The sequence below is a fragment of the Leptolyngbya sp. CALU 1928 genome, assembly GCF_056784215.1.
Window position 1 is genome coordinate 40,224 of record NZ_JBXBCE010000002.1, and the last position, 21,460, is coordinate 61,683.

The 21,460-nt window shown below is 47.0% G+C and carries 21 protein-coding genes and 2 pseudogenes; 16 read left to right on the forward strand and 7 right to left on the reverse strand.

All coding sequences use genetic code 11. The features are described from left to right. Nucleotides 1-152: 152 nt before the first annotated feature. From AC1S5B_RS15765 to AC1S5B_RS15775, 3 genes are all read left to right on the forward strand, one after another. Nucleotides 153-719 carry a helix-turn-helix domain-containing protein gene (locus tag AC1S5B_RS15765; protein WP_482036660.1) on the forward strand — a complete coding sequence of 189 codons (567 nt, stop codon included), beginning with the start codon at nt 153-155 and terminating at the stop codon, nt 717-719. Between the two features lie 140 nt (nt 720-859). Then, entirely contained in the window at nt 860-2,233 is a 1,374-nt protein-coding gene (locus AC1S5B_RS15770) for a C1 family peptidase (RefSeq protein ID WP_482036661.1), read from the forward strand. A gap of 175 nt (nt 2,234-2,408) precedes the next feature. Continuing rightward, nucleotides 2,409-2,783 (forward strand): PH domain-containing protein, encoded by a 375-nt coding sequence (locus tag AC1S5B_RS15775; RefSeq protein WP_482036662.1) that lies wholly within the window; start codon nt 2,409-2,411, stop codon nt 2,781-2,783. 76 nt (nt 2,784-2,859) lie between these two features. Here the strand turns inward: AC1S5B_RS15775 and AC1S5B_RS15780 are convergent, their stop codons facing one another. Together AC1S5B_RS15780 and AC1S5B_RS15785 are read right to left on the reverse strand one after the other, a co-directional pair. Beyond that, complete coding sequence (locus tag AC1S5B_RS15780; protein WP_482036663.1) at nt 2,860-3,369, reverse strand: pentapeptide repeat-containing protein; 510 nt, start codon at nt 3,367-3,369, stop codon at nt 2,860-2,862. Further along, a complete protein-coding gene (locus AC1S5B_RS15785) occupies nt 3,366-4,745 on the reverse strand; it encodes an LCP family protein (protein ID WP_482036664.1) in 1,380 nt (459 codons plus the stop codon). The genes AC1S5B_RS15780 and AC1S5B_RS15785 overlap by 4 nt, the downstream gene beginning before the upstream one ends. Before the next feature lie 398 nt (nt 4,746-5,143). Here AC1S5B_RS15785 and AC1S5B_RS15790 point away from each other — a divergent pair, with 398 nt between their 5' ends. From AC1S5B_RS15790 to AC1S5B_RS15815, 6 genes and pseudogenes are all read left to right on the forward strand, one after another. After that, on the forward strand, nt 5,144-7,552 hold the full coding sequence (locus tag AC1S5B_RS15790) for a tetratricopeptide repeat protein (protein ID WP_482036665.1): 2,409 nt from the start codon (nt 5,144-5,146) through the stop codon (nt 7,550-7,552). 367 nt (nt 7,553-7,919) lie between these two features. Beyond that, nucleotides 7,920-8,942, forward strand: coding sequence for a DNA cytosine methyltransferase (locus AC1S5B_RS15795; protein ID WP_482036666.1), 1,023 nt, complete (start codon nt 7,920-7,922; stop codon nt 8,940-8,942). Further along, nucleotides 8,939-9,946 carry a hypothetical protein gene (locus AC1S5B_RS15800; protein ID WP_482036667.1) on the forward strand — a complete coding sequence of 336 codons (1,008 nt, stop codon included), beginning with the start codon at nt 8,939-8,941 and terminating at the stop codon, nt 9,944-9,946. Before AC1S5B_RS15795 ends, AC1S5B_RS15800 begins: the two co-directional genes overlap by 4 nt. Nucleotides 9,947-10,129: 183 nt before the next feature. Further along, nucleotides 10,130-10,519, forward strand: coding sequence for a helix-turn-helix domain-containing protein (locus AC1S5B_RS15805; protein WP_482034976.1), 390 nt, complete (start codon nt 10,130-10,132; stop codon nt 10,517-10,519). Between the two features lie 83 nt (nt 10,520-10,602). Continuing rightward, nucleotides 10,603-10,863, forward strand: a complete 261-nt coding sequence (locus tag AC1S5B_RS15810) for a transposase (RefSeq protein ID WP_482037103.1) — start codon at nt 10,603-10,605, stop codon at nt 10,861-10,863. Continuing rightward, nucleotides 10,856-10,928: pseudogene (locus AC1S5B_RS15815) on the forward strand (hypothetical protein); the annotation flags it as partial. The gene AC1S5B_RS15810 and the pseudogene AC1S5B_RS15815, both read left to right, overlap by 8 nt. Before the next feature lie 179 nt (nt 10,929-11,107). Here AC1S5B_RS15815 and AC1S5B_RS15820 read toward each other — a convergent pair. Then, nucleotides 11,108-12,414: pseudogene (locus tag AC1S5B_RS15820) on the reverse strand (IS701 family transposase). Between the two features lie 52 nt (nt 12,415-12,466). On the opposite strand from AC1S5B_RS15820, the gene AC1S5B_RS15825 reads away from it, so the two are divergent. Genes AC1S5B_RS15825 through AC1S5B_RS15835 form a run of 3 tightly spaced genes read left to right on the forward strand, consistent with a single transcriptional unit; the run spans nt 12,467 to nt 13,402 of the window. Beyond that, nucleotides 12,467-12,640 carry a hypothetical protein gene (locus AC1S5B_RS15825; RefSeq protein ID WP_482036668.1) on the forward strand — a complete coding sequence of 58 codons (174 nt, stop codon included), beginning with the start codon at nt 12,467-12,469 and terminating at the stop codon, nt 12,638-12,640. A gap of 34 nt (nt 12,641-12,674) precedes the next feature. Then, nucleotides 12,675-13,043: a DUF433 domain-containing protein gene (locus tag AC1S5B_RS15830; RefSeq protein ID WP_482036669.1), complete on the forward strand. Its 369-nt coding sequence runs from the start codon at nt 12,675-12,677 to the stop codon at nt 13,041-13,043. Nucleotides 13,044-13,051: 8 nt separating this feature from the next. After that, on the forward strand, nt 13,052-13,402 hold the full coding sequence (locus tag AC1S5B_RS15835; protein WP_482036670.1) for a DUF5615 family PIN-like protein: 351 nt from the start codon (nt 13,052-13,054) through the stop codon (nt 13,400-13,402). A gap of 281 nt (nt 13,403-13,683) precedes the next feature. On the opposite strand, the gene AC1S5B_RS15840 is transcribed toward AC1S5B_RS15835, so the two are convergent. Together AC1S5B_RS15840 and AC1S5B_RS15845 are read right to left on the reverse strand one after the other, a co-directional pair. After that, entirely contained in the window at nt 13,684-15,552 is a 1,869-nt protein-coding gene (locus AC1S5B_RS15840) for a class I SAM-dependent methyltransferase (protein WP_482036671.1), read from the reverse strand. 34 nt (nt 15,553-15,586) lie between these two features. Next, nucleotides 15,587-16,861 (reverse strand): molybdopterin molybdotransferase MoeA, encoded by a 1,275-nt coding sequence (locus AC1S5B_RS15845; RefSeq protein WP_482036672.1) that lies wholly within the window; start codon nt 16,859-16,861, stop codon nt 15,587-15,589. A 243-nt stretch (nt 16,862-17,104) separates the two neighbouring features. On the opposite strand from AC1S5B_RS15845, the gene AC1S5B_RS15850 reads away from it, so the two are divergent. After that, the gene (locus tag AC1S5B_RS15850; RefSeq protein WP_482036673.1) at nt 17,105-17,389 is read left to right on the forward strand and encodes a DUF427 domain-containing protein; all 285 of its coding nucleotides are present in this window, start codon (nt 17,105-17,107) and stop codon (nt 17,387-17,389) included. A gap of 11 nt (nt 17,390-17,400) precedes the next feature. Here AC1S5B_RS15850 and cimA read toward each other — a convergent pair whose 3' ends face one another. Beyond that, on the reverse strand, nt 17,401-19,029 hold the full coding sequence (cimA, locus tag AC1S5B_RS15855) for a citramalate synthase (protein ID WP_482036674.1): 1,629 nt from the start codon (nt 19,027-19,029) through the stop codon (nt 17,401-17,403). Between the two features lie 103 nt (nt 19,030-19,132). Between cimA and AC1S5B_RS15860 the strand changes: the two genes are divergently transcribed. The 3 genes from AC1S5B_RS15860 to AC1S5B_RS15870 all read left to right on the forward strand — a co-directional run bounded on the left by AC1S5B_RS15860 (nt 19,133) and on the right by AC1S5B_RS15870 (nt 20,666). After that, the gene (locus AC1S5B_RS15860) at nt 19,133-19,459 is read left to right on the forward strand and encodes a 2Fe-2S iron-sulfur cluster-binding protein (protein ID WP_482036675.1); all 327 of its coding nucleotides are present in this window, start codon (nt 19,133-19,135) and stop codon (nt 19,457-19,459) included. Nucleotides 19,460-19,534: 75 nt separating this feature from the next. Next, complete coding sequence (locus tag AC1S5B_RS15865) at nt 19,535-19,837, forward strand: hypothetical protein (RefSeq protein WP_482036676.1); 303 nt, start codon at nt 19,535-19,537, stop codon at nt 19,835-19,837. Between the two features lie 286 nt (nt 19,838-20,123). Then, the gene (locus AC1S5B_RS15870) at nt 20,124-20,666 is read left to right on the forward strand and encodes an FHA domain-containing protein (protein ID WP_482036677.1); all 543 of its coding nucleotides are present in this window, start codon (nt 20,124-20,126) and stop codon (nt 20,664-20,666) included. Nucleotides 20,667-20,684: 18 nt separating this feature from the next. Here the strand turns inward: AC1S5B_RS15870 and AC1S5B_RS15875 are convergent, their stop codons facing one another. Then, a complete protein-coding gene (locus AC1S5B_RS15875; protein ID WP_482036678.1) occupies nt 20,685-21,383 on the reverse strand; it encodes a DevA family ABC transporter ATP-binding protein in 699 nt (232 codons plus the stop codon). Nucleotides 21,384-21,460: the final 77 nt, after the last annotated feature.

Genomic DNA, 21,460 nt, shown 5'->3' on the forward strand with positions numbered 1-21,460 from the left:
GCTAATTATTTCACATCACCGGATAAGTGATCCGTAAGTTTTGAAAAAACTTGGTATCACCATAAATAATAAACAAGGTCTTTAGGCGCTGATCGATTTCATCAGCGGCATTTTAGTCGCTTTATGCGGCGGTTCAGTCCAGTGTTTCTATAATGGGACGATTCCATCTATGGGAATTTTCCGACTCAGGATGGTTGTTAGTTTATGACTTGTTGTGGAATGGCTTTATGAAGGGTGGAAGCAAATATCAGCCATTGCTAGAGTATTTACAGCGGAGCGATCGCCCGGAAGTGGTGCTAACCTTTGCAGCGATTGAAACGCTTATGGATGCGCCCTTACCGGATTCAGCCCGATACAATCGAGCGTGGTGGAGCAACCGTAGCAAAGGAGCGCTGCAAGCAACCGCTTGGATGGGGGCAGGGTATCTCGTGAAAGATTTGAACTTTTTGGATGAACAGGTCATCTTCCACAAGCCGTCTCAAGTTTATAGAGTGCAGCGCGTAAATGACGAAATTCAGTGGAATGGGGAATTGGTCAAAGCCTTGCGATCGCACATGCAGCTAACCCAGGCAGGCTTTGCCAAAGAACTCCGTATCCGGCAACAAACCGTCAGCGAATGGGAAAAAGCAGTCTACGAACCCTCGCGAGCGTCTTCAAATTATCTAACTCTGGTTGCCGAAAAAGCCCAGTTCAAACTTGAGTCGGCAGAAATAGACTGAATTGCTTTGCTGTTACGGATTGCTTAAACAGTGAAGCCATTCCAATTCAGCAAAGATTGTTTAAAGTCCTCCTATGGGAGTTCAGGAGCGGTTTTGGGAATACCAGAGGCAGACCACTGGAATTTTACCCACGCAACTCCATGACCCGTCATAAAATTACGACCCTCACCGATCGCACAACCGGACAAAAAATCAAATTCGGTGGCTTTCAACCCGCTAACGGCAAAAAACCGCCCAACTCTCAAAAATACTCCAGCGATCGCTTCCAGGCAAATCAATTGCCGCCCCGCGTCGATTTGCGCCCCTACATGACCGCTGTTGAGAATCAATCCCAACTTAGCAGTTGTGTTGCCAACTCCATGGCTGGAGCCTATGAATATCTGGCAAAACGGGCAAATGGCGATGCGGGTGATGTCAGCCGCCTGTTTATTTACTACAACGCCCGTGCCTACGAAAACAGTAAAGAAGATGCGGGCTGCATGATCGTCTCTGCGATTCAAGTGCTGCAAGAACATGGAGCCTGTAGCGAAGCAACGTGGGCATACGATGAAGCCCAAGTCAACGTGCAGCCCCACGATGCCGCCTACGAAGAAGCCCGTAATTTTTTAGTGCAAGAAGCTCAAGAAATTGACTGTGACCTAACCGCCATGAAGAGTTGTCTCGCAGAAGGGTTTCCCTTCGCCTTCGGACTAAAGCTTTTCCATTCCTTCGACAAAGCCCAAAAGCGTGGCATTGTTCCGGTTCCTGACCCTGTTGAACAAGGACGGGCAGAACACGGCTGGCACGCCATGCTGTGCGTCGGCTATTCTGACCAATCCCAAGCGTTCATCGTACGTAATTCTTGGGGTGAAGAGTGGGGCGAAAAGGGCTACTGCTATGTACCCTACAGCTACATGACCGATCCCAAAGTCTGCCAAGAGCTATGGGCAGTCCGCGCCGTAAGCGATCTAGATTTTAGCCAAGGCGTGTGGGTAGAAGACGATTTTGCCGTTGCCGATGCCATTTTTGACCTATTTGGCGATGAACTGGAGGCAGACACAGACGAATCAGTCTATACCTACGATTATGTCGAGTACGAGGACGAATCGGGTGATGAAACAGAAGAAACCGACGACTCTGAGGAAACCTCTGAAGAATATGAAGAAACCTCTGAAGAATATGAGGACTCGACTGAAACCGTAGACGCTGACTACGAGGAGAGTGAAGAGACTTCTGAAGAATACTTAGAGGAAACTGAAGAGTCCGAAGAATCGACTGAAACGGTGGAATCTAGCTACGAAGAAACCGAAGAATACTTAGAGGAAGAATCTAGTGAGGAAGACAGTGAGGAGTATGAAGAGGAAGAAATAGAAGACAGTAGCGACGAGGAAGAGGAGGAAAGCGAGGAAGAGGAGGAAAGCGAGGAAAGCGAGGAAGAGGAGGAAAGCGAGGAAAGCGAGGAAGAAGATTACGAAGAGGAGGAAGACTACGAAGAGGAGGAAAGCGAGGAAAGTTACGGAGACGAAGAGGAATAGCAGCCTTGAAGATATGAACCATCGCATCTTTCTGCAAGGATGTTTTGCAAAAGGCGCTTACAAGACCATGCGATCGCATGGTCTTGTAAGCGAAGCATTTGGCGTTAGACCACTCGCTTGATAGGATGATGGGCGTTTCAAGCTACAAGTATTTCAATTGTGATAGGAGGCTAACGTGATCGATTTTCAAAAAAGCGTCTTGTTTAAACTTGAACCAATTCCTGTTGAGCAAATGCTTGAAACTATCAGAAATTTCTTGCTTGAGGATGAAACAGTACTCTCGGTATTCAAGACGGTTCGAGATCAGCTTATATTTACCAACAAGCGCATTATTGCTGCGAACGTGCAGGGGCTAACTGGCAAAAAAGTTGATTACACATCAATTCCCTATAGCAAAATACAAACATTTTCTGTAGAGACCTCAGGTACGCTGGAGCGCGACTGTGAAATAGAAATCTATATAAGCTCGATTGGCAAGATTCGCTTTGAAATACGAGGCAACTTTGACGTGGTTGCTTTTAACAAAGTTATTAGTAGGTATGTCTTGTGATAACCAAGTTTGCGCCATACAGAAGCAAATCTGCTGCTGATTAGCTGAATGCCTAACGACTAGAGGTTCGCTACCGTTAGCGGCAACCTAAACTCTCTCTGGTTTCAATGCCAGTGATTGGATGAATCCCTTCTGCTCGTTTGCAGAGTTGGGCGACGGTGTAGCGATCGAGAATGGCATCGGTAAAGTCGGCTCCAGTGATATCTGCCTCTTCAAAAATGCTGTTGGAAAGCGTCGCTCCGGTAAAGTTAACATTGGTCAAATTGGTCTTGTAAAGCGTGACGCGATCGACTAACGCCCAAGACAAATTAGCGCCAGATAGGTTAGCGCCTAGCAGGTTGCCTTTCGTAAACATGGCATTGGTCAAGTTAGCTCCGCTGAGATTTGCGCCCCGCATTTCGGAAGAAACAAAATTGCCGCCCGATAAATCTTGATTGGAAAAATCTTGGTTGGCGAGTTGGGCATTGGTAAACCCAGCAAACTTATTTTCCTCTGCAAAGGCGGGCTGAGCGCTGAGCAAAACCCAGACTAATGCCAGCGCGATCGCCCCTAAAACCACTACCGTTTTTCGCAGCCACTTGATCATTTGCCTTTCCCCCAATCATCACCCACGCGGATGGTAATGTCTGATTCTAAGTCGCCTGTGGAATCTGCATCGACCATCCCAAGCCCTAACTGTTGTTGCAGTACTTGGGCAGCTTGAAGATCTCCGCGCTGGGCGATAACCAGAGTTTTGGCTTGTTTATCTGCCCAATCAGACGTGATAAACACATTTGAAAAACCTAGCGCGATCAACCGCTGACTTAACTGAGATGCAGCATTGGGATTGCGAGAAGCGTTCTGAATTGAAATTCGCAGAGCAGAGGCAGAACTATCATCTAAGGAGGCGAATAGCGGATCGATGTTGAAGTACTGCTTCATCACGCGATCGCGCCCAGTCGGGTCCATAATCCAATAGCTTGCTCTAAATTCATCCGGTGAACTAAAGCGCCCTGGCAACATCACCATTTTAAGGCTACCATCGCCCAACTTCCGCCCTGCACTCACCAGCGCCAGCATTTCTTCTACTGTGAGATTGGTATCGATATACTTCTGCATCGCCTGCACCAGACTAGGAATGCGTGGAATCACACTAGGACTGGTCAATTGTTTTCGTAGCGACTTTAGCAGTGCTTGCTGACGCTGCACCCGCCCAATATCTCCGAGATCATCATTGCGAAACCGGGCAAACTGTTCCGCTTGGGCACCATTCAAAACTTGCTTTCCAGGCGATAGATTGATTTTGAGCTTTTGAGTCTTGTCTTCATAAACCATCGGTTTAGGCACATAGACTTCAACGCCACCCATGAGATCCACTAGCTCTTTGAATGCCTCCGTGCTGACGCGCAGGTAGCGATCGATTGGCACCCCATTCAACACACTACTAGCAGTCCGAGCGGCTAAAGTAGCCCCCCCTTGAACGTTAGCATCATTAATTTTCGTGGTGCCGACTCCAGGAATTTCAACCTGAGTGTCACGCGGGATTGACAATAGACTAATGGAATCGGTGTCTGGATCAACTCGCAGCAGCAGCATTGTATCGCTACGACCACTAAATACTTCACGAGAACCGGGTGCCGCTGTTGGTACGCGATCGATGCCCATAACCAAAATATTCACTGGGCGAGAAACTTGGTAGCCCATGCCAAACTGCCACAAATCGGGCGGTTTAGCGGTTTTATCTTTCGCAACCAAACCCATAGGGAGGGGCAGCAAAAGAGCAGCCGTTAACCCAACGGTTGTGGATGCGATCGTCACAATACCGATAGCAACAGCTTTTTGTAGCCAGTTCGCGGCAGAAGGGGGGTGGGGAGAGACAAGAGGCACTTTTTGAGGGTTTTTTTGATCCTGATTAGTCAATTGCGGCGGTGATGAATTTGATTTAACTTCAGTTTGCCCACTATTAGTATTAATTTGTTTCACAGTCACTCCTATCCCACTTGATTCCTGCAATCCCAGTTTCCCCAGTGCTTAAGACTGATTTCATCCCATGTCAGTGCTGAACTTTGCGATATGTAAACTTTTCGAGATTATACCCTGCTGTTGACGCTGACTCCTCTACAAAACGAGAGAGGTGAAAATTGAAAGTCACAGCAGCGATACACAGGATAATCAGTCGGTTCCGTAGATTCTGAAAAAATTGGACTATTTGTTCAACGGCTGTTGATTGATTTTGCTTATTTGGCACTGATAGCGATCGCTATCCTAATCAATCTCTTTCCTGATTAGACGCTGAATCTTTGAAAAAGGGTTGAAAGGGATATAAAAATTCCAGCTTAAAACTCCAATTCAGCCGTCTTACTTTAGGCAGGCAAACCGCTGTGAAAAACCGTCATTGGCTTAATCTTGCAGAGTCCGTTATGCTGGTTGGCTCCGGAGTCGGCTCCGTGGCAACGGCTGTTTCCCAGCAATTGTTCTATGCGGCGGCTCCAGTTTCAGCCTTACTACTGCTCAATACATTGAATCATCGTCGGTTTGAGCGAGAGACTCAATCTGAAATTGATGGCGCGATCGCCCAGCTAGATGAAAAACTATCAGGCACCCTGAACCTGATGCAGCAACAAATTCAAGGGTTGCCGAGTGCGCTGAATCTTGCCAATTTGCGAAAAGATCTTCAAGGGAAAAATCAAGCGCTCTATAGCGATCTATCGACTAGTGTTTCGCGGCTACAACAGGAAATCATCAAACCCGAATGGCGATCGCTTAGGCAAGACATGGATCAGTTGCAACGGCAGCACGCCGCTTTGGATAATTCTTTAGCAGGGGTGAGGGAGTCATTGGTGCGGCTCACTCCTGCGAAACAACCGACTAACTGGCAGCCCGATATTGAACAACTCAAAGCTGAGCTTACTCAACTGCGGAGCAGGCTCCAGCAAATGGAGCCTCAGCAAAAGTTAGGACACTATCGGACGTTGCAAGATCAGATTAGCCATATCAATCGTCGGCTGAATCATTTGCCTGCGCCTTTCGATGCCAATGCCCTCAAGCAAGACGTGGAATCATTAATCAAAATGGTGAGCGAAATGGCAACCAGGCGTGATCTTGCTCGCCTAGAGATGCAGATTGATAAAGTGGCTCAACAAGGTGGCTATCTGGAGCAGGCGATCGCGCCCCTGAAACTGGCAACCACAATTTTGAAGAAGCAACTAGACGTAACCACGGCAAAGGTGGTGAATGTTGAAGTTGCCCAGCAAGTAAACTCTGATATTTTAGCCACACTAACGACGTTGCAAACTACTATTCACACCCTAGAACAGCGGTTGAACCAACTCACCACCGAGGATCTCACCCAGCTAAAAACAGAACTACAGGGAGAATTAGCTATTCAACTCGATCAGGTGCAGCAGCAATTAGTCGGCTTACACCAGCGATCGCACACTCTCGATCAGCAACAGCAACAATTGCGCGACTCGGTGCAACGACTGCCCCATTTATTAGATACCAGCGCTTTGCAAAACGAGGTCAAATATTTAGCTACTCGCGTGGAGTGGGCAGAAAATACGGTCACTCATTTGCAGCAAAAAGAAGACATTAGCAGTCTCGATCCTCGCTATGAGTTTGTGTTTGAGGTTCAAGGACAGCAGACCGATGACAGTAACCCGCCCCATTTAACCAGCCGCGCCATGCTAGAAGCCGCGCTCAATCAAGCTCAGGCTCGGCTTGTGATGGTCTATCCTTTCCCAGAAGCCGCGATTTTTGATGATGCCATGATGCAGCAGCTACAGCAGTTTTTGGCACAAAAGGGCTGTTTGGATATTGGCTGGGGACATTTGGGCAATACTCACGATCGCCCTTTGTCTCGCTCCATCGATCGCCGGCGGGTCGTAAACTCGACAGAAAAAGGCTTTTTATACACGACGCTGAATCAGTTGATGGCGTTAAAAAAACGATATCCTGACCAGTTTCGCTTTAGGGTGCTGGGCACTCATGAACATTTTTTGGTCTGCGATCGCACCTATGCTATTTTGGGAACTTCCGCGATCGCCATAGCCAGTGCCGTTTTTCCGGCGGCTGCGGTAGGGTTACGCACCACTAATTTAAGCGTGGTTCAAGGCTTGATTGACCGTTTCGACAACCCAACGCTGGATGCAGACGATGCCGCAGCTTACTTTAATCGCGCCTCCACACGCTATGATTTGGGCGACTATCCCGGCGCGATCGCAGACTACAGCGAGGTGTTACGGCTCCAGCCGGAAGACGATATCACCTATAACAACCGCGCCCTAGTCCGCTATGACCAAGGCGACAAAATCGGCGCACTCGCGGACCTAGATGCAGCCATTCAGCAAAATCCCGAAAACTTTGTTGCCCACTGCAACCGAGGCTTTATTCGTGCAGCGTTGGGCGATCAGTTGGATGCGATCGAAGACTATGCTTACGCGATTCAACTCAATCCCGACTATGCTCTGGCTTACTTCTATCGGGGACTCGCACGCACTCGTCTACAAAATAAACTAGGAGCCATTCAAGACTATACCGAAGTGATTCGGCTTGATCCTGAAAACGCGATTCGTTCCACGATCCCAAAGGGAATCGCCTACTTTTATCGCGGACTTGCCTGCGCCAAAATTGGACAGCGATCGGAGGCAATCCACGACCTGCGCCAAGCCGTTCAGCTATTTTCAGACCAAGGCAGCACTGCCAACCACCGCCAAGCCCTCGCTGCCCTCAAAAAGCTGTACAAAACTGTCGCGCTTGAGGACACCGATAAACTGCTGGTAGGGAGATAGGCTGAAAGTCAACTACTGGGGCGATCGTGAGTAGCAGTATTCATCTAAAAATATGTGGAAAGATTCTGCCTATCTACCCCAAACGGCATACTATACGGAAAGTCTCGGTCTATCTATCTAATTTAGAGGTGTTATTCAGAAACAATCCGTCTATTCACCCGCTTTGGCGTGTTATGCGGAAACTTTCCATCTAGTCACAAGTCATGCTTCCGAGCTTCTAGTAGAACTAGGCAATTGATTCAAGATGCAGCTTTTGGTACTCCAGAAAGAGCCTCTATCAGCCGTCAAGCGAATTTCAGCTTTTCGTCCACTGTTTCATCTTTTGTAGTACGATTTCTTGATACTTCTACTCCTGGGGATCAGCCACATGGTTACGTTGAGTGTTGAAAAAGCCAACAAATCGAACCTCGCTGAAGTCCCATCCGCAAGTAGTACTCGTTTAGGGCAGAGAAGTTTTCGTACACAGCCGCGACAAGTAAGAGTTGTTTCTCTTTTCTCTGGTTGCGGCGGTATGGACAAAGGGTTTTTAGGTGGATTTAAATTTCTAGATAATTGGTATGAAGGTTTACCCTTCGATATTGTGTGGGCAAATGACATTAATGAGTTTGCTTGCAGAACTTATAAATATAATCTCAGTAATGAGATTGTTTGTGGTGATATTTGGGATGTGTTAGATACAATGCCTGGTTCTGCTGATGTAGTTATTGGTGGATTTCCTTGCCAAGATATTTCTGTGAATGGTAAACGCGCTGGTGTAAATGGTTCCAGAAGTGGTCTGTATAGCGCAATGGTCGAGGCAGTTAGAAGATTAAAACCGAAAATATTTGTAGCTGAAAATGTAAAAGGGCTGCTGATGCGGAATAATAAGGCATCTTTGGCAAAGGTAATCTCAGATTTTACAAGCATTGGTTATCAAGTTGATTACCGTCTTTATCACGCGGCTGATTTTGGAGTACCTCAAACGAGAGATCGCGTTTTTATTGTGGGTACACAACCAGGAATAAATTTTCAACCTCCAAAGACAGTTCTCTTAAAAAGTGAACATATCACAGCCTCTCAGGCAATCGCTGATTTAGAGACAATTCCAGAAGATGAATCAATTAACCATGTTTGGAGCAAGGCGAATCGAAGCCCTGAGCAAGGTAATAGATGTTTGAAAGCTGATAGACCTGGCTATACAATACGTGCAGAATGTCATGGAAATATCCAATTTCACTATAGCCAACCAAGAAGAATTTCCATGCGGGAAGCAGCTCGAATTCAATCTTTCCCTGATGATTTTATTTTTCAGTCTAAGCTGCGCGAAACGGAGCGCCAAGTCGGTAACGCTGTTCCACCTGTGTTGTCGTGGCACATTGCAAAGGCTGTACTTCGCGTACTGAATAAATGAATATTACTGAATTTGAAGTTATTGTTTCGGACGTTGTAGCTCAACTGAATCAGAATATAAGAATAAATGGGAAGTTCCTAACTTCAAAACAGTTTGAAGATGGAGTTAGAAATATACTTGCCTCAATGGGGCTATCCATTAATTATGAACCTCATCCTCATGTCTTTCCTGATATACCACTGGGTGAGTTTGGAATAGAGGTTAAATTCACAACGAATGATACATGGCGGAGCATCGCAAATAGCGTGTTTGAAGGTATGCGCGATCCGTCCGTTGAACACATCTATTTGATTTTTGGAAAAATGGGAGGAGAACCAGAAGTTAAATGGGGAAAATACGATGACTGCGTTATGCATGTTAGAACTTCTCATGTTCCCAGATTTGAAGTTGACATGACTGCGGAAGAGAGCTTATTTACCCAGATGGGGACTACCTATGAGTCTTTCTCCAAAGCGTCGGATGACCAAAAAATGACTTATGTGAGGGCTTATGCAAGAAAACGACTCAAGTCTGGAGAGCGCTTGTGGTGGCTTGAAGAGAAAGAAGAGCAAGAACATACTTTACCTCTTCAAGTCAGGATCTATATGAATCTTGATCGCAATGAGAAACGAAAACTTCGTGCTGAGGCAGCTATATTATGTCCCCAGATAGTAAAATCTTCACGGTCTAAAGACAAATACTCAGATGCTGTAAGTTATATGCTGACTTACAGAGGCGTTCTGTGTCCCCAGGCTCGTGACTTATTCTCCGCTGGTAGTGTCGCATTAAGAGCAGATCCAGTCAGGGGTGGAAACTATATTCAGAGAGCGCTTGCTGATATAGAAAGTGAAATGCGAGTTGCTGCTTTAACCCTAGAAGATGCTCTGTTTGAGGAATACTGGGGAATGCTCGTACCCAGTAAAGCACGAATTTCTACTTGGCTAGCAATGGCTGATCGATATGCGCAGGACTGGATTCCTTCTGAGGAGCTATTCCTGGACAATACTTTGAATAAACTAGATTGATATTCTGCTGACACGGATTTGTATAAATTAATTTATCGTAGTGGAAACATAACAATACGTTGGAGCGGACGAAATAAAGGCTATCGGTGAGAGTTCTAGCTTGTCTGCCGCCGCCCAACTTCATCGTTACAGCGGTTTGCGTTCAGATAGGGGAGACTAAAGTGGTGCAAAAGAAGGTAACGAATGAAGCCGTATTCCATCGACTTGCGAGAACGAGTTGTCAGTGCGATTGAACAAGGAGATAGCTCTTTCAGAAAAGTAGCGCAGCGCTTCTGTGTCAGCAAAAACTGTGTCGAGCGGTGGGTCACTCAGAAGCGGACAGAAGGTCATGTGGTGCCACGCAAGCAGGGTGGGTCGGTGAGTGCGGTGATGGAGCATCAAGATCAGTTGATGGCGATCTTTGAGCAACAGACCGATGCGACCTTGGCAGAATACTGTGAGTTATTGTTTGATGCGACTGGACTATGGGTAAGCCAAAGCACCATGTGTCGGACATTCCAGCGACTAGATTTACCACGCCAAAAAAAACACTCCGCGCCCACCAAGCGACGAGCGAACGCGTACAACGCTTAAGAGCGGAGTATTGGACCCAAGTCAAGGGGGTAGACCTCAAGGACTTAGTGTTTCTTGATGAGATGGGAGTTTTGCTGGGACTGATGCGAACGCATGCCCGTGCAAGGTCTGGAGCACGAGCTTACGACTTCAAACCCTTTTATCGCGGTAGTAAGGTGAGTGTCATTGGTGCGATCTCGGTCTCAAAAGTCCTGGCTGTAATGACAATGGATGCTTCGATGGACGCGGCTGCCTTTGAAGTCTATGTCTCCCAGTGTCTTGTGCCCCAACTCTGGCAAGGGGCTGTTGTGGTCATGGACGATCTTGCCGACCAGCAAAGTCAACGCGATAGCACCTCTAATTGAAGCGGTTGGCGCAAGGGTGCTGTACCTGTCTCCTTACTCCCCGGAATTTAACCCCATAGAACACTGGTGGTCGCAGTTAAAAGCCTTCTTAAGGCAGTTCTCGCCGACGACCTCGAAACGGGTCGATACGCTGATTGCAACGGCGATGGATTTAATGAATCCGAAGCATTTGCGAAACTGGTTTGCCCACTGCTGCTACTGTCCCTCATGAGTCTGCAAACCGCTGTATCCCTCATTAGTCACTTTAAGCAGAGGAAAAGATAAGTTGTAAATTTAGCCGATGCACCAGTGGACAGATAAACTCATTCATCTTCTGCGTGAGTTGTTCAAACCCTAACTGGAGTGATGCAATGGGAAAAACCGTCAACCACTGTTTAAGCCAGTTAAAACAAACTAAAGGTTGAATGACTAAACGTAGGTTGTTTAATAAATTCTTCCAACCGCTTTGGTTATCCCACCAAGGATGCCCTGTAAATCGTTGATGGGCGAGGGGGCATGAGTCATTGAACGGGTCGGCAAACAAACTGACCATGAGGAATGCACTCATCACTATCTCCCACCACTTCTCAATTTGCTCATAGCTTGTCATGCGAAAGTCTGCCCAACCGAGTGCGTCTTTGGCTTGTTTGAGTCCATACTCAATCCAGGTTCTAAAGCCGTAGTGGTCTCCAATTTCTTTGAGTTTGATGTCTGGGGCACAGACCATCACACGGAAGTGGAATTGTCTGGCAAGGTGTCACGGTCAGTGGTCAAAAGCCAATACTGCTTGCGGTGCCGTTTGCCGTAAATCACCTCTGCCATGTAGCGCACTTCGGTGGTGCCATTGCTAAAGGTGCGTTCAAACGGTTGCCACGGCTCCTGATACACCTCCTGGTCTTGCGGTAACCACAGAGCGTGGTTGCTACGAATCGCCAGAATGTAGGGCAGTTTCAACTCATCAAGCACATGGACAAAGTTCACCTTGCTTTCTCCGTACAAGCTATCGGCAAGCACCAACTCAAAGTGAAATCCCAGGGCTTGCAGGTCTCGAATCATCCTTGCGGCAATTTGCGGTTTACTGGAGTACTCCTCTCCTTCTTTGAGTCGTTCTCGGGGTTTATACACCTCAAAGCTTAACGGCAAAATCATGCCATCCACTAATCCATAAGCCGTGACAGCCACGATGCCATTTTCCTTTTTACCGACGTTGCCAATGTATTGCCGTTTGACGTAATCAGTGCTTTTTCCCTTCTTGCAATCTCCGGTTTCATCAATCAGTAATATCAATGAGCGACCACCCAGCACCTTGAGGGTTAACTCCAGTCGTTTCTGGCGTAGCTGCTGCACCTGCCAAGGAGATTCGGTCAGGAAGTGATGCATGTTTTGTTGATTGTCTAAGCCCACTGCTTTGGCAATGGCGGGTAAGGATTTGCGTTTAATCTCGCTAACCATCCCCAAGTGCAACAGTTTGAAGGCTTCAAAGCTTCGCACTTCTGGGAATAATCCCTCATACAGTTGGCAGTATTCATCTACAAAGCGAATCGTCGGTCGAGCGGTTCTAGAGGCAGGCATCAATCATTAATCTGGATAACCTTAACCCTATTCTAGATAATTTCTACTCAGAGTGACTAATGAGGGGTATATTGGCAGATCTGAAAGTTTTAGATGCGATCGCCCGTTACGCGATGAGATTTATGAGTCGCAGGTCAAGGCAGGGAACTATGCAGGATTTGGCGATCGATTATTTGCAACCGTTACACAGCTTGACTCTTCAAAGATTATTCTGGGAGCGACATAGGATTAGTAGGTATACTTAGAGCAATATTTTCAGCTTGAAGCCTGCTCTAGGAGTCGATAATGGAGATGAAATTGTGAGTCTTGTTTTGGAATGTGAATCCCCACCGCTTAGGGAAGATGAAACAGGAGCAATTCGGATTGGCGACTCAAGGGTTCTGCTAGAGTTGGTAATTCGAGCATTTCAGGATGGTGCTTCCCCAGAAACCATTGTGCAGAGATACTCCACGCTTTCCCTGTCTGACGTTTACATCACGATTGGCTATTATCTTCGGCATCAGCAGGAAATAGAATTCTATCTGAATGAGCGCGAACAGTTAGCAGAAACCGTTCGTCAACGTGTTTCAGAAATTCAGCCTGACCTGAGTCTGATTCGATCCAGACTTTTAGCACAGCAAACTCCCTAAGCCTTGTTATGCTGAGGCTGCTGAGTGATGAAAATTTTAATGGCGATATTGCGCGAGGATTGTTTCTTCGTCAGCCAGATCTTGACTTATTACGTGTTCAGGATGTTGGGTTGCGAGAAGTGGATGATCCGGCAATTCTAGACTGGGCGGCAAGCAATGGACGCATTCTTCTAACTCATGATCGTGCAACAATGCCAGACTTCGCTTACGAGCGGTTGTCACAGGGACAGCCGATGTCGGGGTTATTTGTGATTAATGATCGGATGCCAGTTAGACAGGCAATTGATGAATTGTTACTACTGAATGATTGTAGTGAGCCAGATGAGTGGAAAGGCATTGTCCTGTACTTGCCTTTGTAAACTCAGTAGCGATCGCGGCATAAACAATACGTTGGAGCGGACGAAATAAAGGCTATCGGTGAGAGTTTTAGCTTTTCTGCCGCTGCACAACTTCATCGTTATCTTGGCATCTCCGAAAGTTTTAGATGCGATCGCCCGTTACGTGAAGAGATTTATGAGTCTCAGGGCGAGGCTGGAATTATGGCAAGCAGTTTCATCAATGATGTTCTTGGAAAGAGAAGCAGAGAGTCTTTGTACAAGAACTGAGAGATTCTTACAAAGAGCAGGATCAGTCAAACCATTTAATCAGCAATTTTTTCGAGAATCACTTGATAGCCTTGATGAAGTAATTTAATCTTCTTTTGAAACAGATTTAGAAATGCATCGATCGCTGCTTTTGGCGGATCTTCCGTAATTTCTGGAGCGAATACAAATCCGTAGTCATCAAAGATAATGACCCCGCCAACTTTGACTAATCGCCAAGTCAATAAGGCATCTTCCAAAACATCACTCGCGACATGAGAACCATCGATATAAGCTAGATGGTAAGTGTTTGGAATCAGCGATCGCAGAGCTATCTGAGATGCACCTACTACTTTCCTAACTTTCTCAGGATTTCCTGTTTTTTCAAGATTCCAATCAAACCGCTGCTCAATCGTTTTGAGAATCGTTTGCTCCACTATCACTGCATGTTCAACGCTGCCCTCAAAGGTATCAACGCAGGTGATTCGAGCCGCAGAATCAGTTGCAATATTTTCTAGCAACCAACAGGTTGAGCGTCCTTCCCAACTCCCAATTTCTAAGATCCGCAGGTTTACAAGTCCTTTCAATGGGTCTAAAAACTGTTTCCAAATCGGCACGTTATGACTAAACCAATCTTGAGAAAATTGGTAGTCTTTTTGCTGATTGTTCAGGGTGTATTGTGTGGAGGCGAGATCAGAAGCTGCTTGGGTTAAATTTGCATCTAGTTCAACTGATTTTTGCAGATAAATCAGGGCTTCATCTAGCTTATTTTGAGCCTTTAAAACAGTCGAAACATTGTAATGAATCCGGGCTAAGTCGGATGGAAGCAAATTAGGATTGACTTGAATTGCTTTCTTGAAAAATATAGCGGCTTCTTCAAGATTTCCCTGCTGTTGTTGAGCAGAGGCTAAATTGTTATAAGACACTGCTAGAAACTGGCTTACTTGAGTGGCAGCCGCAGGATTTTCTTCCACACCTTTTTCACACAAAAAGATAACTTGTGAGTATTTTTGCTGCATTAAAAACTCTTGAGCGAGTGCTTGCCAGTTCATCCAATGCATTGGAATGCGATCGCTCTGTAACGTGCCAACTTTTTCAAACAGGTACTTCAGCCGTTCTTCTTCCAGCTTACTGGTTAACAAATACAATGCTTGATCTTCAGGTTTTACTGATTCCGACTGACAGAGTTCTGGAGGAGTTTGAAATTTTTCAATTTGGCGATCGAGATTATTATTAGGATAGCGAATATATTCTATAGTATCTAAATTAGTTCGATGGATTCTAAAGAACTTCAGCAACCAGGAATAGTAAGGAATATCTTCTCGCCCAGTGCGTTTATAAACTGCCGCTTCGGGAAAGCCTTCCACAAATTCGTGACACGCTCTCCAAAGACAAAAGTTGATTGGCACACTATTTTCTATCGCCACTTTCCAATAGGGATGTAGCTTATCTTGAGTTGCAACTCCAGTTTTTACAATGCCTACAGGTTCAGGCGGCAACTCGATTTTCATAGGGGGATTGCTGCCAGGGATTGTGAAGGCATTGGGTGTTGCTGGATCTGCCTGATGCCCTAACACCTTCAAACAAACAAACACATGCTCTGGATAAAAAAGATCATCGCCATCCATAAAAAAGATGACTTCACCCTTAGCAATTTTGGCACCAATATTTCTAGCAGGTCCAGCCCCTAAGCTTGTAGTATGTTCAATGAATTGATAGCTATTTTTTTCATGAATATAGTTTTGAATTACGGCGGAAGATTCATCGCTAGATCCGTCATTAATTAAGACAATTTCGGAGATGATTTTTCGTTCTGGATCAGCATATTCATAGAAAAAATTAATGCTGGCTTCAATGCTTTCTAGGGTTCTGACAATCACTTTTTCGCAATTGTAGACCGGAACAATGATGGAAAAAGAGTTCATCATACTTGCGCGTTTGGGAGTGAAGATTTTAGAATTATCACCCAATGGGCAACACTTGCACGCGATCGCCTGCTGAAATTTGGGTTTCTCCTAATGGAACCACTGCTAATCCACTGGTTCCTGCCAAATTGATCAAATTTCCTGAACTATGGCTACCCCTCGCCAGTTCAAACTCATATTCCCCATCCACCAGCCGCAGTTTACCCCACAGGTAAGATTCGCGCTTCCCGTCTGATTTGAGAACACTTAGCGATCGCGCCTGGACAAATTCTGGCTCCCAGGGTGCAGGCAAACCAGATAACTTTCGCAAGGCAGGCAGCACAAATCGCCAGCAGGTGACCAGGGCAGAAACTGGATTGCCAGGAAGCCCAAAGTAAAGAATAGCGGGGCTAGGAGAACTCTCTTTTTCTATCCGCTGTGCTCTGTTCTCTGTTTCAAATGTCGCTACCGTCAGAGGTTTTCCCGGTTTCACAGCAACCGCCCGAATATGAATGGTGGCTCCTAGCGCTGCCAATATTTCATCGACATAATCATAATCGCCGACAGAAACGCCGCCGGAGGACAGCACCATATCGGCACCCGCGATCGCCTGTTGAATTGCAGTTTTTAACGCGTCTGGCTGATCGGGCACCCTTCCTAGCAGCACGGGTTCGACTCCCGCTTGAGCGACTAACGCCGCTAACGCATACTGATTGGAATCCACAATTTGCCCCGGTTGCAAAGGTTGATCAATCGCGACCAGTTCGCTACCCGTGGAAAGAATGGCGACTTTGGGACGGCGATACACTCTGACCTGAGCAGATTGAGCAGCCGCTAACACGGCAATTTCGGCAGCCTGCAATCGTAAGCCTGCGGGTAGTAAAGGAGTGCCTGCTTGATAATAGGCACCGCGATCGCGAACAAACGCACGGGATTGGGGCGTGGCAAAGATCGTCACGTGATCGCCCTCTCGCTGCGTCTCCTCCTGGATCACAATCGTATCCGCCCCCGATGGCATCACCGAACCCGTCAAAATCCGCGCTGCCTGACCCGACTGAATCGTTTTCTGCGGCTGATATCCCGCTGGAATCTCTTCCACAATTTCCAACGTCGCCGGAGTCGCAGCCGTACAGGTCTGCACATCGGCATATCGCACCGCATAGCCATCCATTGCCGAATTATCCCAGTGGGGGAAATCTAGCGAACTGGCGATCGGGTCTGCCAAAATTCGCCCTAGTGCATCCAGTAAACTGAGCGTTTCCCCATCTTGCACCGGATCAAGTGGCTGGACGAGATCTAAGATGATTTGTTCAGCTTGATTGACTGGCAGCATAAAAAGAGTTGGAGAGTGATCAAAACCGGGTTATTTACTTCACCCTATGGGGACAAGTCTATCAGTTAACGCTGTAGTCAAGCAGGTTAGGGCAAGCAATACGGCAGCCCCAGGCATCCAAACCACTCTATCCCTGAAACCTGAAACCCGACCCCTGTCCCCTGCTATAACGCTGCGATCGCCTTGTCAGAATAAGCCCCTTTCGATAGGCTAAAGGCGAACCATTCGACGAGATTATTTTTCATGCCGAAAGCGATTTGGAACGGTGCCGTCCTTGCCGAAAGCGACCACTGCGAAGTGGTTGAGAACAATCAATATTTCCCAGCGGACTCGATTAACCAAGACTATTTTGAGCCAAGCAACACCCACACAGGCTGCCCCTGGAAAGGCACCGCTAGCTACTACAACGTGGTGGTGGATGGGCAAACCAACAAAGATGCTGCCTGGTATTATCCCGAACCCAAGGATGCAGCGAAAAATATCAAAGGTTATGTTGCCTTTTGGAAGGGCGTGAAAGTGGAAATATAGATCAACGCCGTTCAGGTAGAAGTAGCGATCGCGGTTTCTACCTGCCTTTGCAGCAACAAACCATATTCCAAGCCTTCAACCACGGCATGGTAGGAAGCTTCCAGAATGTTGTCGGAAACGCCGACCGTCGTCCAGCGCTGATGACCATTGCTCGATTCAATCAAGACGCGGGTTTTGGCAGAAGTGCCAGCGGCTCCATCCAAAATCCGCACTTTGTAATCGGTCAGGTGAAACGACTCAATTTCAGGATAAAAGTTGACCAGCGCTTTTCGCAGCGCGGCATCCATTGCCGCCACAGGACCATTGCCTTCCGCTGCTTCCAAAATATCTTTGCCTCCCACTGCAATTTTCACTGTTGCCATGGAAGTCGCGCAGAGCAACTGTTTGCCTGAAATCATGTCGTAGTGAATCTGAAAGCCTTTGACCTCAAAAGGGGATTGGCGTTGTCCCAAAGCTTCCCGCATCAGCAGTTCAAAACTGGCTTCGGCAGCTTCAAACTGGTAGCCTTCGCTTTCCAAATTCTTTAAGCGCTGCAAAATTTGGCGGCAAGTAGGGTCTTGTTTTTCTAGCTCAATTCCAAAGCTGCGGGCTTTTGCCAAGATGTTACTTAAACCAGATTGCTCAGAAATGACGATGCGGCGGCGGTTTCCCACGATTTCTGGCTGCATATGTTCATAGGTCAACGGGTTTCGTTCGACCGCGCTAACGTGAATGCCGCCTTTGTGAGCAAATGCCGATAATCCTACAAAGGGGGCATGGTCGTCTGGCGCTAAATTCACCACTTCGCTGATAAATCGGCTGGTGTCAGTCAGTTGCGCCAGTTGGTCAGGCGAGATGCAAGAAAACCCTAATTTGGTTTGCAGGTTGGGAATGACCGAACACAAGTTGGCGTTGCCGCAGCGTTCGCCGTAGCCGTTGATGGTGCCCTGAACCATGGTGGCTCCTTGCATGACTGCCGCGATCGCGTTTGCTACCGCCATTTCCGCATCATTATGGGTATGGATGCCGAATTGGGGAGTGACGAGTGAGGGTTGGTCGAAATGTTGAATGACATTCTGGACAATTCGGGAGATTTCATGAGGCAAGGTGCCGCCATTGGTGTCGCAGAAAACAAGCCATTCTGCCCCTGCCGCGATCGCGCTGTTCAAGGTTTCTAAAGCATAGGTAGGATTACATTTATAGCCATCAAACCAATGTTCGGCATCATAAATTACCCGGCGACCTTGGGCACGCAGATAGGCGATCGTGTCACCGATCATCGCCAGGTTTTCATCGAGCGTCGTTTTCAAGCCTTCCGTGACGTGTAAATCCCAGGACTTGCCAAAAATCGTCACCCAGCGAGTTCCCGCTGCCAAAATCGGCTGCAACATGGCATCATCCGCTGCCGCTATTCCAGGACGACGAGTGGAGCAAAATGCCACCAGTTCCGCTTGGGTCAGCGGTTCTTCTTGAAGTTGCCAAAAAAACTGGACATCTTTAGGATTCGCACCGGGCCAGCCGCCTTCAATCAACGGAATTCCCAGGCGATCGAGCCTCCGGGCAATCCGAATTTTATCTTCGATAGATAGGGAAAGCCCTTCCCGCTGTGCCCCATCGCGGAGAGTGGTGTCGTATATCAAGATTGGGCGGTCTAAAGTCATGACAGCACGGCAGTAAAGTTTTTGGCAACCCCTTCTATTGTAGGAAACTCAGGCTGTCAGACGATACCCTAAGAGTGGAAACCTACAAAAAGAGTCCATCACGATGCCAACTATCAAAGCCCAAGGTAAAACGTTTGAGTGTGAGTTAGGCGCGAATCTGCGTCAGGTTATGCTGGACAGCGGAATGGCGGTTTACAATGGCGCAGCAAATACGATTAATTGCCATGGATTGGGCACTTGTGGGACGTGTGCGGTTGAAATTGAAGGAGCGGTTTCGGAAATGGGCTGGCGAGAACAAGCACGGCTCTCTTTACCCCCGCATTCTTTAGAAAAAAATCGTCGCTTGTCCTGTCAGGTGGAAGTGTTGGGTGACTTAACGGTGATTAAGCATCAAGGTTTTTGGGGACAAGCGGACGAGATCCTGCCATAGAAGACGAGAAGCGACTGATCTGGGCTAGAGACTGGATGCGATCGCGGACAATAAAAACTCAACGGAGTGTCAATCATGAGTACGGAAAAGAAGCGCCAACAAGCAGGCTGGTGGGTTCCAGTGTTGATTGGTCTGATTCTAGCCGCGATCGGAATTCGATATGCCAGTTCCCAAGGCTGGTGGGAAAATCAGTTTAATTCGAGTAGCCAAACTTACCAAACGATCAATACCGGATTCAGCGTTCAATCTGCCAATTCATCTGAAGTTCCAATTGGGACTCAGCCGTTAAACCCAGGCAACCCTTCTTCGCCGCCTACCTCAATAGAGTCTAATCAAAATGATAGGGTTTCTGGTCAGGGACAGCGCGCCTTATGGTGAGAAAAAACAGCGGATAAATGCTGAAGAAAACTTTAACGAAAGTTTGCAATACTTATAGACTCCATAAAGGTTGAGAAAAGTTTGCCTGAGATGATTGCGTTAGGCAATGAAGCTAGTGTTTAGTCTACGTAGTCGCACTTAGCTAGACCCCAAGTTAAATTCAATGTCATTTTAACTATTCGGATAAATTTTAATCATCAGATAGGTTGCACTAAGGGTCTAGACTCAGCAACTCGGTTTAAGCGCTTGTTGTTGTATTGTCATAAGTTTTCTAGATTAGGTAAGCATGTTGAATCTGAAATCTTCTGGTCAAGTTGACCCACGTACTCACTTATTCCTCAGGCAAAATCCGTCTATTTCAGAATCACTCATTGAAGAACTTGGACAAAATCTTAGCCAAGTTGCAACCTTTATCGAACCTATTTTAAATGCGCCAAGTCGCTGTGAAGTTAGCGCTAATTACATTCAAGCGGTCACTACGGGGCGAACCACTTTTTTAACGACGAACCTGACCAATGTTCGCTCGACTCAAGTGACTGAAATGGCAACTAGTTGGCTGGTTGGGCGCAGCAGTAATTGCGCGATCGCCCTTTTAGACAAATCTATTTCCCGCTGTCATGCGGCGATCGGGCATCATCCGCATGAGGGTTTTTACATCATGGATTTAGGCAGCAGTAATGGCACTTGGGTGAATCGCTCCAAGCTAGTTCCATTGCAGCAGCGGTTTCTAAGCGATGGAGATTTGCTTGAGTTCAATAAAATTCGCGCAGAGTTCTTTGTGTCTGGCTGCGCTGAGCCTCAATCTACTATCCAAGAAACCCATTATTAAAAGCTAAATGAACCTGGATTAGACTGGAGCCGCTTCCAAAGCCGACAGATAGCCATCTTCCATATAGAGAATGCGATCTGCCACATCTAGAATCCGGTTGTCATGGGTCACCAACAAAATGGATGAGCCTTGCTGCTTTGCTAGTTTTTGCATGATCTCTACTACATCTCGCCCCGATTGCTTATCTAAAGCGGCAGTCGGTTCATCGGCTAAAACAATTTTGGGATGACTCGCAAGGGCACGGGCGATCGCCACCCGCTGTTTTTGCCCACCCGATAACTCTTGAGGATAGGAGTGGCTCCAATTGGCTAGCCCAACCGCTTCTAACATTTCTGCGGCTCCATGCCGTCGCTCTCGGTCAGATAAATTTTCATGCAACTCCATGGACATTTGCACGTTTTGGCGAGCGGTCAGAGAATTTAGCAGATTGTGCGCTTGAAAAATATAGCCAATGTTGCGCCGCAACTCCACCAACAAGCGATTGGGAGCACCATTCAATTCTTGACCTAACACTTTCATACTGCCTTCTTGGGTCGATCGCAGCGCCCCAATCAACGTCAACAAAGTAGTTTTTCCAGAACCAGAAGGACCCATCATGATCACAATTTCTCCGGGTTGGATCTCTGTCGTGATCTCAAACAAAATTTGCTTTCGGAGTCGCCCTGCTCCGAAGTAGTGATTCACATGATCGATTGCAATGATTGGTTCTTGCCGCACGGATTAACACCTTTCTATACGGAGTTTCTATGTGATCGAAATCATATCGCTTACTGAGGGAGATCGCAGGTCTAAAA

Excerpts from the sequence above, each read along its gene's own strand:
- AC1S5B_RS15765 (WP_482036660.1), top strand. The coding sequence starts at position 153 with ATGGGACGATTCCATCTATGGGAATTTTCCGACTCAGGATGGTTGTTA.
- AC1S5B_RS15770 (WP_482036661.1), top strand. The coding sequence starts at position 860 with ATGACCCGTCATAAAATTACGACCCTCACCGATCGCACAACCGGACAA.
- AC1S5B_RS15780 (WP_482036663.1), bottom strand. The coding sequence starts at position 3,369 with ATGATCAAGTGGCTGCGAAAAACGGTAGTGGTTTTAGGGGCGATCGCG.
- AC1S5B_RS15795 (WP_482036666.1), top strand. The coding sequence starts at position 7,920 with ATGGTTACGTTGAGTGTTGAAAAAGCCAACAAATCGAACCTCGCTGAA.
- AC1S5B_RS15800 (WP_482036667.1), top strand. The coding sequence starts at position 8,939 with ATGAATATTACTGAATTTGAAGTTATTGTTTCGGACGTTGTAGCTCAA.
- AC1S5B_RS15805 (WP_482034976.1), top strand. The coding sequence starts at position 10,130 with ATGAAGCCGTATTCCATCGACTTGCGAGAACGAGTTGTCAGTGCGATT.
- AC1S5B_RS15810 (WP_482037103.1), top strand. The coding sequence starts at position 10,603 with ATGCGAACGCATGCCCGTGCAAGGTCTGGAGCACGAGCTTACGACTTC.
- AC1S5B_RS15835 (WP_482036670.1), top strand. The coding sequence starts at position 13,052 with ATGCTGAGGCTGCTGAGTGATGAAAATTTTAATGGCGATATTGCGCGA.
- AC1S5B_RS15840 (WP_482036671.1), bottom strand. The coding sequence starts at position 15,552 with ATGATGAACTCTTTTTCCATCATTGTTCCGGTCTACAATTGCGAAAAA.
- AC1S5B_RS15845 (WP_482036672.1), bottom strand. The coding sequence starts at position 16,861 with ATGCTGCCAGTCAATCAAGCTGAACAAATCATCTTAGATCTCGTCCAG.
- AC1S5B_RS15850 (WP_482036673.1), top strand. The coding sequence starts at position 17,105 with ATGCCGAAAGCGATTTGGAACGGTGCCGTCCTTGCCGAAAGCGACCAC.
- cimA (WP_482036674.1), bottom strand. The coding sequence starts at position 19,029 with ATGACTTTAGACCGCCCAATCTTGATATACGACACCACTCTCCGCGAT.
- AC1S5B_RS15860 (WP_482036675.1), top strand. The coding sequence starts at position 19,133 with ATGCCAACTATCAAAGCCCAAGGTAAAACGTTTGAGTGTGAGTTAGGC.
- AC1S5B_RS15865 (WP_482036676.1), top strand. The coding sequence starts at position 19,535 with ATGAGTACGGAAAAGAAGCGCCAACAAGCAGGCTGGTGGGTTCCAGTG.
- AC1S5B_RS15870 (WP_482036677.1), top strand. The coding sequence starts at position 20,124 with ATGTTGAATCTGAAATCTTCTGGTCAAGTTGACCCACGTACTCACTTA.